The 9,687-nt window shown below is 74.0% G+C and carries 5 protein-coding genes and 1 pseudogene; 3 read left to right on the top strand and 3 right to left on the bottom strand.

Going from position 1 to position 9,687, the window contains the following annotated elements; genetic code table 11:
* Positions 1-439 precede the first annotated feature (439 nt).
* Positions 440-2,044 (bottom strand): family 43 glycosylhydrolase, encoded by a 1,605-nt coding sequence (locus AB0J52_RS15565; RefSeq protein ID WP_500182258.1) that lies wholly within the window; start codon positions 2,042-2,044, stop codon positions 440-442.
* 149 nt (positions 2,045-2,193) lie between these two features.
* Here AB0J52_RS15565 and AB0J52_RS15570 point away from each other — a divergent pair, with 149 nt between their 5' ends.
* Both AB0J52_RS15570 and AB0J52_RS15575 read left to right on the top strand, forming a co-directional pair.
* Positions 2,194-3,699, top strand: coding sequence for a sulfatase family protein (locus AB0J52_RS15570; protein ID WP_500182259.1), 1,506 nt, complete (start codon positions 2,194-2,196; stop codon positions 3,697-3,699).
* 197 nt (positions 3,700-3,896) lie between these two features.
* The gene (locus tag AB0J52_RS15575) at positions 3,897-6,890 is read left to right on the top strand and encodes a hypothetical protein (RefSeq protein WP_500182260.1); all 2,994 of its coding nucleotides are present in this window, start codon (positions 3,897-3,899) and stop codon (positions 6,888-6,890) included.
* Between the two features lie 62 nt (positions 6,891-6,952).
* On the opposite strand, the gene AB0J52_RS15580 is transcribed toward AB0J52_RS15575, so the two are convergent.
* Complete coding sequence (locus tag AB0J52_RS15580) at positions 6,953-7,852, bottom strand: glycosyltransferase (protein ID WP_500182261.1); 900 nt, start codon at positions 7,850-7,852, stop codon at positions 6,953-6,955.
* Positions 7,853-8,045: 193 nt separating this feature from the next.
* Positions 8,046-9,395: an LCP family protein gene (locus AB0J52_RS15585; RefSeq protein WP_500182262.1), complete on the bottom strand. Its 1,350-nt coding sequence runs from the start codon at positions 9,393-9,395 to the stop codon at positions 8,046-8,048.
* On the opposite strand from AB0J52_RS15585, the pseudogene AB0J52_RS15590 reads away from it, so the two are divergent.
* Positions 9,379-9,687, top strand: a pseudogene (locus AB0J52_RS15590) (hypothetical protein); the annotation flags it as partial. The gene AB0J52_RS15585 and the pseudogene AB0J52_RS15590 sit on opposite strands and share 17 nt — an antisense overlap.

Below are 9,687 nucleotides of genomic sequence, written 5' to 3' on the forward strand. Positions count from 1 at the left end.
CTGCTCGCGACGCTGACCGTCCCCGCGCAGGCCGGTATCCGGGAGCAGGACTCACGGCTGGACGACCTGCGCGCGGCGGCGCAGATCATCCGGTCCCACGGGCGCCAGGGCGATGCGATCGTCTACCTCGCAGGCGTGGTCCGGTGGGGCGCGATGGCCTATCCGGGAACGTTCGGCCGCCTGCGGGACCTCGGGATGGCCGAGGACCCGACGCACGCCGGCAACTTCACCGGCAAGGACAAGGCGCCGATCGCGCTGCGTCCGGAGCTGCTGAAGGCCGACCGGGTGTGGGTGATGGGCAGCCGCTCGGTCCCCGTCCGGCCGGGGAACGCCGTGGCGCGCCGGAACGAGGTGATCGCCAAGGCCGGGCCCTGGCGGACCCTCGGGATGTGGCGCTACCACGGCGGGTGGCTCGCCCTCTACGAGCGCGTCCCCGCCGTCACCGAACCTCCACGAAGTCGACCTGGGTGCGCCCGGAAACACGGCGCAGCGCCAAAGAGTTCCACCCGCTGCCCAGATCGGCGTCGACGGTCACCGAAGCCCAGACGCCCGTCCGGGTCGAGGACATCCGGACCTGTCTCGGGGACGCACCGTTGACGGTGAGTTCGAGCCTCGCCTCGTCCTTCGCCCAGTCGGCGTACTGGACGCGGACCTTGTAACGGCCGGTCTCCGGCGCGAACACCGGGATCTCCAGCGCGCAGCCGTTCCGGTCGAAGAGCCCCACGGCCGAAGCCCCGGACGCCCGGTCGCGGTGCTGGGCCTGCACGCAGCCGTTCAGCCGGCCGCGCTCGGCCTCGTAGCGGACGGCCGGCCCGCGCACAGCTGGACGCGCCCCGTCCCAGACCAGGGCCCCGACGTACATCGCGCGGCTCACCCGCGACCCGCCGAGGTACCGCCGGATGCCGTGGTAGACGAGGTAGTCGTCGGCGCCGTCGCTCGACGAAAGGACGGACACGCTGCCCGGACCCTGGACCGTCCCGCCGAACGCGCCCGTGGACAGCAGCGCTCCGGGCTCCTTCCGGTACGGCCCGAACAAGGACGGCGCGACCGCGTACCGGGTCTGGTATCCGGACGTGTAGTACCGGCCGGACGAGTAGAACAGCACGTACTGCCCGCCGCGCTCTACCAGTGCCGGGGCCTCGACCAGGATCGGGTCGGACGCGTCGCGTGCGATCAGCCGGTGCGGCGGCTCGCCCGCGGTGCGCAGGCCGTCCGGCGTGAGCTTGACCGCCCAGATCGCCGACGTCGCCAGTGCGTCGGACTTGTAGAGCAGGTAGCGGGTGCCGTCCGGCTCGACGTGGTGGTCGGGGTCGATCGCGCCGCCGAGGTCGGCGGGACAGACGATCGGATCGCCGTCCACAGGGACGAACGGGCCGGCGGGTGAGGTCGCGGTGGCGACGCCGACGCACTGGATGTCCCGGTCCCGGCGGCGTGCGGAGAAGTACAGCACGAAGGGCTGGCCCGGGACGGCCGGCTCGACCACCTCCGGCGCCCACGTCCAGCCGGCCGAGGCCCATGCGGGCAGCCGGGCCAGACCGTCGCCGGGCCGCCGCGTCCACGGGCCGGTCGGCGACGGCGCGGTCGCGACCGGCAGCGACGCCGCGCCGTCGTTGGTGCCGTAGGCGTAGTAGACACCCGCCACCTTGATCACGTCGGGGTCGGCGAATCCGGGATCGATGACCGGCTTGTCCGCGGTGTAGCCGGGCGCGTGGAGCGGCGTCGGGGTTCCCGCCGGACTCGGCGGAGCGGCCTCCGCACGGCGCCCCTCCTTCCGCGGCCCGCCGCCGCCCGTGCCGGCCGCCAGCCCGGCCACCAAGACCAGCAGGCTGACGAGGGCGCCGGCGAACAACGGCATGAGGGGGCCGCTCGGACGGATGCGCGCGGGAAGCCGCCGCAGCACACGGTCCAGCGGACCGAACCGCCGGCCGCTCAGCGCGCCGGTGCGCCGGCCGCGCAGCGCACCGCTCAGCCCACCGCGTCGCGGACCACGCCGGGGACCACGGGCGTGCGGCATCGCGCCGCGTCCGCTCGCGCGCAGGTCCAACCGGCCTCCCCTCAACGGTCCGACATCATGCCAAACAACGGGTGACCTGCCGACATAGCGGTACGGACGCGCACTTACCGATCACGATCGGTACAGTTGCCAACCGTTGCCCACGAGAGGAGACAGGACTCGTGCACCGGAGAGCGTCCGTGCCGAGCCGTCGCTCCCGCCTCGCGTCGGCCCCGGCGGCACTGCTCGTCGCGCTGCTGCTCGCGCTGAGCGCGTGCGGAGGCGCGGGCGGGCACAAGCCCCCGGGGCGCGGGAAGGCCGGTGCGGGGAAGCCGAACGTCGTCTTCGTGCTGACCGACGACCTGTCCTGGGACCTCGTCCAGCACATGAAGAACGTCGTCCAGATGCGGCAGCGCGGCCTCACCTTCACGAAGTTCTTCGTCGCCGACTCGCTGTGCTGCACGTCCCGCGCCTCGATCCTCACCGGGCGGTACCCGCACAACACCGGCGTCCGGACCAACTTCCCGCCGTTGGGCGGCTACGGGGTGTTCAAGGCGCGCGGCGACGAGCAACTGTCGTTCGCCCCGGCCCTGCGAGCCGCCGGGTACCGGACCGGCCTCATGGGCAAGTACCTCAACGGCTACCAGCCCGGGGACACGCAGGGCGGCGCGACCCCCTACGTCCCGCCGGGCTGGGACGAATGGGCCGTGGCGGGCAACGGCTACCCCGAGTACGACTACCGCCTCAACGAGAACGGGAAGCTCGTCCAGTACGGGCACCGGCCGGAGGACTACCTGACCGACGTCATCGCCGGGAAGGGCGTCGACTTCGTCAAGCGCGCCGCTACCGACAAGCGCCCGTTCTTCCTGGAGATCGCGAGCTTCGCCCCGCACGGGCCGTTCGTGCCCGCGCCGCGGCACGCCGGGCTGTTCCCGGGCCTCACCGCGCCCCGGTCCCCCTCCTTCAACGAGGGGGACGTCTCGGACAAGCCCGGCTGGCTGCGCTCCCATCCCAAGCTGCGCAAGCCGGGCCTGCGCGGCGTGGACAACGGCTTCCGCGACCGGGCCCGCATGGTCCAGGCGGTGGACGAGATGATCGGCCGCCTCCAGCAGACCCTCGCCGAGGTCGGGCGCGACCGCGACACCTATGTCGTGTTCGGGTCCGACAACGGCTTCCACCTCGGGCAGCACCGGCTCGCGGGCGGCAAGATGACCCCGTACGACAGCGACATCCGGGTTCCGGTCATCGTCACCGGCCCGGACGTCCCCGCCGGACGGGAGACCGACGCGCTCGGGCAGAACACCGACTTCGCGCCGACCTTCCTCGAACTCGCCGGAGCTCCGGTCCCGGACGGGGTGGACGGCCGGTCACTGGTTCCCTTCCTGCGCGGAGACAGGCCGTCCGGCTGGCGGGACGTGGCTCTGGTCGAACACGTCAAACCAGCGCCGTCCCCCGACGACCCCGACCGCCAGGACTCCGCGCCCGGCGCGCCGCCCAGCTACAACGCGCTCCGCCTGCCCGGCGAGCTGTACGTCGAGTACGACACGGGCGAGAAGGAGTACTACGACCTCACCAAGGATCCGGACAACCTGAACAACCTCGCCAGAACGCTGCCGGAACCGCGCGCGCGGGAGTTGTCGGCGCTGCTGTACGCGCTCGTCCACTGCGCGGGGCCGAGCTGCGCGACCGCCGACCGGACGCGCTGACCGAACACCGAACCGGCTGTGCCCGGCATCCGGCGGGCGCCCGACCAGGCGTCCGGCAGGGCGCCGGCGGAACGGCCGAACGAATACTGACAGGACGCTGGACGGTCGCGGTCCGACCCAGGTGAGAGGTCCCGGACGCCCGGATATGATCCGGGGGCGAAAACGCGGCCGAACGCAGGCGACCAGGGGAGACGGGCGTGACACCACCCACCACTCCGAACCCTTCGGACGGGGACGGAACGCACGACGAGTCCGCTTCGCCACCGCCTCCGCCGCAGTGGCAGGCGGATCCGTACGGGGCCGGCCCCGATGCCGGGCTGCTCCCCGACCTTCCGGCGCTCCCCGAACCGCCCGGAGCCCCGGCCGAACCGCCGTCCGCGCCGCCGGCGCCGCCTCCCGGGCCGCCCTCGCCTTCGTCGTCCTCGGCGCCTTCGCCGCCGTCTTCGTCGCCCAACGCGTTCCCGTACGCGCAGCAGGTTCCCCAGATCCAGCCTTTCCCGTACGCGCAGGAGATCCCGGACGACAAGCCTTCCGCTGCCGAGCCGTTCCCCTACGCGCAGGAGGTGCCGGCCGCGCCGCCGACCGTCGCCGAACCCTTCCCGTACGCGCAGGAGATCCCCGACAGCAGGCCCCCGGCCGCCGAGCCGTTCCCTTGGGCGCAGGAGATCCCCGGGCAGACGGCGCCCGCGCCCGGCGCGCTGGCGTCCGGTCCCCCGGCGGACGCGACGCGGATCGAAGGGACCCGCTTCGACCTTCCCCAGCAGACCGAGGGAACCCGCCTCGACATTCCGCAGCAGAACGCTCCCCAGTTCAACGAGCCCTGGCTCAACAGCCAGGACACGGGCAAGGGCGGCAAGAAGCCGAAGAAGGCCGCCAAGTCCAAGCAGCCCACGGGCAGCGGCGGCGGGGGCGGCCGGAAGGCGCTGGTCTTCGGCGGTGCGGGCATCGCCGTGGTGGCGATCGCGGCCGGCGGCGTCTTCGCCGTGACGCAGATGCGCGATGGCGGAGGCAGCGGCCCCTCGGCGGGCGCGAAGGCCGACGAGGCGCTGTTCCCCCTGCCCGTCAACCTCCCGTCCGACGGACGCGACCAGCAGCTCGCCGGCGTCGCCGCGGTCGGGTCGACCGTCGTCGCGATCGGCGGCGAGAGCGACGCGCAGGACGCCCGCGGCCTGTTCCTCGTCTCCCGGGACGGCGGGAAGACCTTCACGTCCGCGACGGTCTCCGGCCCTGAGGACGGCTCATCCGGCCAGGGTGAGTCGCCGAAGGCCGTCGCGGGGTCCGCGCACGGCTGGGTCGCGATCGGCTCCCGGCAGGGTGGTGGCGGCCTGGTCTGGACGAGCGGCGACGGCCGGACCTGGCGCCGGCAGCCGGACGCCGTGGGGGAGCCGTTCGGCCCGAACGCGCGGATCCGGCGGGTCGTCGCGACCGACACCGGTTTCGCCGCCGTCGGCGAGACCTCCACGAAGGGCGACTACTCCGACGCCGTCCCGACGGTCTGGCTCTCCGGGGACGGCAACGCCTGGGAGGCCCGCCGCGACGTGCAGCAGATCGGACTCGGCGAGCGCAAGGGCAAGGTGCAGCTCACCGAAGCCGCAGCGAGCGGCAAGACGATCCTGCTGGAGGCGACGGTCACGCCGGACGGCCGGAAGGCCGCCCCGTTCCGGCTGTCCTGGCGCTCGACCGACGGCGGCCGCAGCTGGTCCGGGTCGGACATCCCCGCACCGAAGGGCTCGCGCGGACTGATGGTCGGCGGCGGCGCGGCCGGGTTCGTGGCCGTCCGCGAGATCAAGGCGGGCAACCGGCAGTTCGGCCAGGCGTTCACGTCGAAGGACGGGGCGTCCTGGAAGCAGGCCGGACGCCTCACCCCGGGCGGCTACCGCGCCACCCAGCGCCTGGTGGGGGACGGCAGCGGTTACGCCGCGCTGGTCCAGCGCGGCAACGACCTGCTCATCTCGCGCAGCACCGACGGCGGCTCCTGGCACGACGCGGGCAGCCTGCCGGTCCGGCCGGGGCAGCGTGTGGCGGACGCGGCGGCCGCGGGCGGCAGGACCGTCGCGGTCGGCGAGCAACCCGGCAGCGGCGACGTCAACGGCCTGCTGGCCGGCTGGGACGCCGGCGGGGCCGGCGACCCGCTCGATCTCGCCAAGGTGCCCGGCGCCGTCCGCCGCGACCACACGGTGGCGGGCGTCGGCGCGGCGAACGGGCGCGCGGTCGCGGTCGGCGGCGCGGGTGGCGACGCCGCGGCCTGGACGTCGTCCGACGGCTCGACCTGGAAGCTCGCGCAGGGCCTCGGCGCGGCGTTCACCCGGCCGGGCGCGCAGCGCCTCACCGCGGTGACCGGCGGGACCGCGGGGTGGCTGGCGGTCGGCTCCGACCAGGGTCATGCGCTGGTGGTCACCTCGTCCGACGGCGCCACCTGGCGGGCCGCCGACACAGCCGCCGCGTTCCGGGGCACCGGCGCGACGCCGCCGTCGACGGTCGCCGCCGCCTCCGGACCCGCCGGTTACGTGGTCGTCGGGGCCGAGGGCCCGTCGGCCGCGGCCTGGTTCTCCAAGGACCTGCAGGCCTGGGAGCGCGGCCGGGGCTCCGGCCGCGACGGCCTCGCCGCCGACCGGGACACCCGCTGGGCGCTCGGCGTCGCGGGCGGCTCGTTCGGCTACGCGGCGGTCGGCGGCGTCCGGGGCCGGGAGGGCAACCGCCCCGCCGTGTGGAACTCCGCGGACGGCCGCCAGTGGAAGCTCCAGCAGCTCCCACTGCCGGGCGGCGTCAAGGAGGGGCACCTGACCCAGGTGGCGGCCAAGGGCTCCACCCTCGTCGCGACCGGCCTCGCGGCGACCCCGCAGGGCCTCGGCTGGCTCGGCTACGTCTCCGCGGACGGCGGCAGGACGTGGAAGCAGGTGCCCACCCCGGGCGGCGCGGACCAGGCGGTCGTCACGGCGCTGACGGCGACGCCCAAGGGCTTCGCCGCCACCGCGACCGTGGCCCGTGGCGGCGGCGCCGACGTCCTCTCGCTGACCTCGGCGGACGGTTCGTCCTGGGCGGCGGCGGTCCAGAAGGGGACCGGCCTCGGCGGGGGCGGCGACCAGAGCGTCACGGGCCTCGCGCCGCTGGGGAACACGCTCCTCGGCGTCGGGCGGTCGGTGGGCGGCGATGCGGACCTGCCCGTCCTCTGGACCCGTCCCGTTCCCTGATCCGAACACGGAGGCCCGCCGGGAAGTTCTTCCCGGCGGGCCTCCGCACGTTCGGAGGCGCGCTAGACCGCGCCGTCAGGACGGACTTCGGCGATCGCGGCCGCGTCCGGCGACGTCGCGGGCGGCGCCTCGGCGACCTGGTCGCGGGCGCGGTTGCGGCGGGCTCCGTACGGTGCGACCACCATGCGGTACACCGGGCGGCGGATGCTGGTCGGGACGAACCGGTAACCGCCGCGGACGACCAGGTTCCGGACGTACTGGGGCCGGGTGAGGTGCCCGGCCCGGTACATCTCACGCTGGAGGCGCAGTTCGGAACGGAGCAGGTCGCGGCCGCCGCGGCGCTCGTAAGCGCCGTTCCCGACCCGGTAGTAGACCAGCGGCTCGGGCACGTTCACCGCCCGCGCGCCGCCCGCGATCATGCGGACGAACAGCCAGTAGTCCTCCATCAGCGGCAGGTCGCCGTAGCCGCCCGCCGCGTCCACCGCGCTCCGCCGGTAGACGACGGTCGGGTGGTTGAACGGGTCGTGCAGCCGGGCGTACCGGGCGATGTCGGACGGGTCGCTCGGCGGGGTGCGGAGGCCGACGACGTCGTCCAGGTCGGCACCGAACTCCAGCAGGCCCGCGCCGACCAGGTCCGCGCCGTCCCGGACGATCGGGACCTGGACGGCGAACCGGTGCGGCATCGCGATGTCGTCGGCGTCCATGCGGGCGACGATGTCGTGCCGACAGGCCGACAGCCCGAGGTCGAGCGCCGGCCCGAGACCGTGGTTGTCGTCGGTCCGCATGAAGGTGACCTCGACCGGAGCGGTCGCCACCTGTTCGTTGACGCACGCCTCGAGCTCGGGCGCCACGGGGCCGTCCTGCACGAGCACGACCTGGTCGGGACGCAGGGACTGGTCGTGCACCGCGCTGCGGAAGGCGTCCCGGAAGTAGTCCGGGCGGTCGCCGCCGTACACGGTCATGAGCAAACAGAAGGGTTCGTCCTGCATGACTCTCGAGGCGCGGGGGGGGATGGCGGATGGTGAGGGGGTGGTTGGTGAGGGGCGGGCACAAGATACCGCCAATCCGTCATATACAGGTCAGATCTGACAGTGAACGTTCAGAGTCAGCGACAACCGTCGTTCCTCTCCCGGCGGGCGCGCCCGGTTCCGGGTGTCAGCGGGCGCCGCAGACGTCGCGGTCCGCGCGGATCTCGCCGGCGATCTTCGGGACGGGGCGCCGGACGGCCGGGCCGACGGTCGCGCCGTCCGTGCCGATGACCAGGTAGACCGTGCCGGGCTTCAGGTTCAGGTCCCGTCTCGGCGGGTGGCCGGGGACCGCCGCGGCGAGGGCCGCCGCCTGGTCCCGCGCGCCCAGCCCGAACACGATCTCGGTCTTCGCGTGCGAGCCGCTCTTCTTCGTCCCGGTCCGGACGATCTGAAACCCGCGCGCCTTGAGGCGGTCGCCGACGCGTCCGGCGAGTCCCTGCTCGGACGTCGCGTTCAGCACGGTGACCTTCACCTGCGCGGGCGGGACGGGCTTGGCCGGGCCGCCGGGCTTGCCAGGGCCGCCGGGGGCGGGCTCGGGCGGGGCGTTGTCGCTGCGGATGGCCTGGAAAAGGGCTTCGGACTGAGCGGCGTTGAACTGGACGCGGTTCTTGTCGGCCGGGTACGCCTCCACCGGGACGGTCACGAAGCGGACCTTGCCCGCGCTCATCCCGCGCAGGCCGCTCGCCGTCTTCTCCATCGCCTGCATGGTGAACTCCCGGTCCACCTTGATGGACTTGGCGACGGCGGAGAGGAACGAGTAGACCTTGCCCGGGTCCTTGAGCATCCCCTTGTCGGTGGCCTTCTTGACGACCGAGGCCATGAACTGCTGCTGGCGGCGGATGCGGCCGAGGTCCGAGCCGTCCCCGAGGACGTACCGGGTGCGGACGTAGCCGAGCGCCTGGTCGCCGTGCACGGTCTGGCGGCCCTTGCGCAGGTGCAGTTCGGCCTTCGGGTCGTCGATGCGGCGCGGGACGCAGATCTCGACGCCGCCGAGGGCGTCCACGACCCGCTTGAAGCCGGTGAAGTCGACCTTCACGAAGTGGTCGATGTGGATCCTGGTCAGCGACTCGACGGTGGCCCAGGTGCAGGCCGACCCGCCCTGCGCGAACGCCGAGTTGATCATGTCGAGGCGGCCGGGGATGACGGTCCCGTTCCGGCGCTTGCAGTCGGGGATCCGGACCATCGAGTCGCGCGGGAAGCTGATGCCGAGGGCCTGGTTCCCGCCCGGCGACAGGTGCAGCAGGATCGTGGTGTCGGAGCGCTCGCCGACCTCGGTGCCGTACCGCGCGTTCGCGCCCATCCGCGAGTCGGACCCGATGAGCAGGATGTTCATCGCGTCGTTCAGCTTGGGCGGACGGTGCGGGGGCAGCTGCGCGGTGACGTCCTCGCGCCCGATCTGGCCGTCGATCCGGCGCCACAGCGCGTACGCGGCGATGCTCCCGGCCACCAGGACGAGGGAAATGACCACCGACAGCACGCCGAGCACCCGCCACGTCCGGCCCGACCGCGCGGGCGGCGGCTCGTCGTCCTCGCCCGCCGGGGGCGCGCTCTCGAAGACCGACCGCGACGACATCCGCGCAGGCGGCGACCCTTGCGCCCCCACCCCTGGACGACCGGACGGCGATCGCGGCCCCGACCTGGAAGAGGACCCCTGCGCCCCCGGACGACCGGACGGCGACCGCGATCCGGGGCGACCGGACGGCGTTGGCGCTCCCGAGCGGTCGGGCGGCGACTGCGATCCGGGGCGACCGGACGGCGTCAACGGGCCC

Origin of the sequence: Spirillospora sp. NPDC049652, from assembly GCF_040675125.1 — a bacterium.
GTDB lineage: Bacteria > Actinomycetota > Actinomycetes > Streptosporangiales > Streptosporangiaceae > Spirillospora.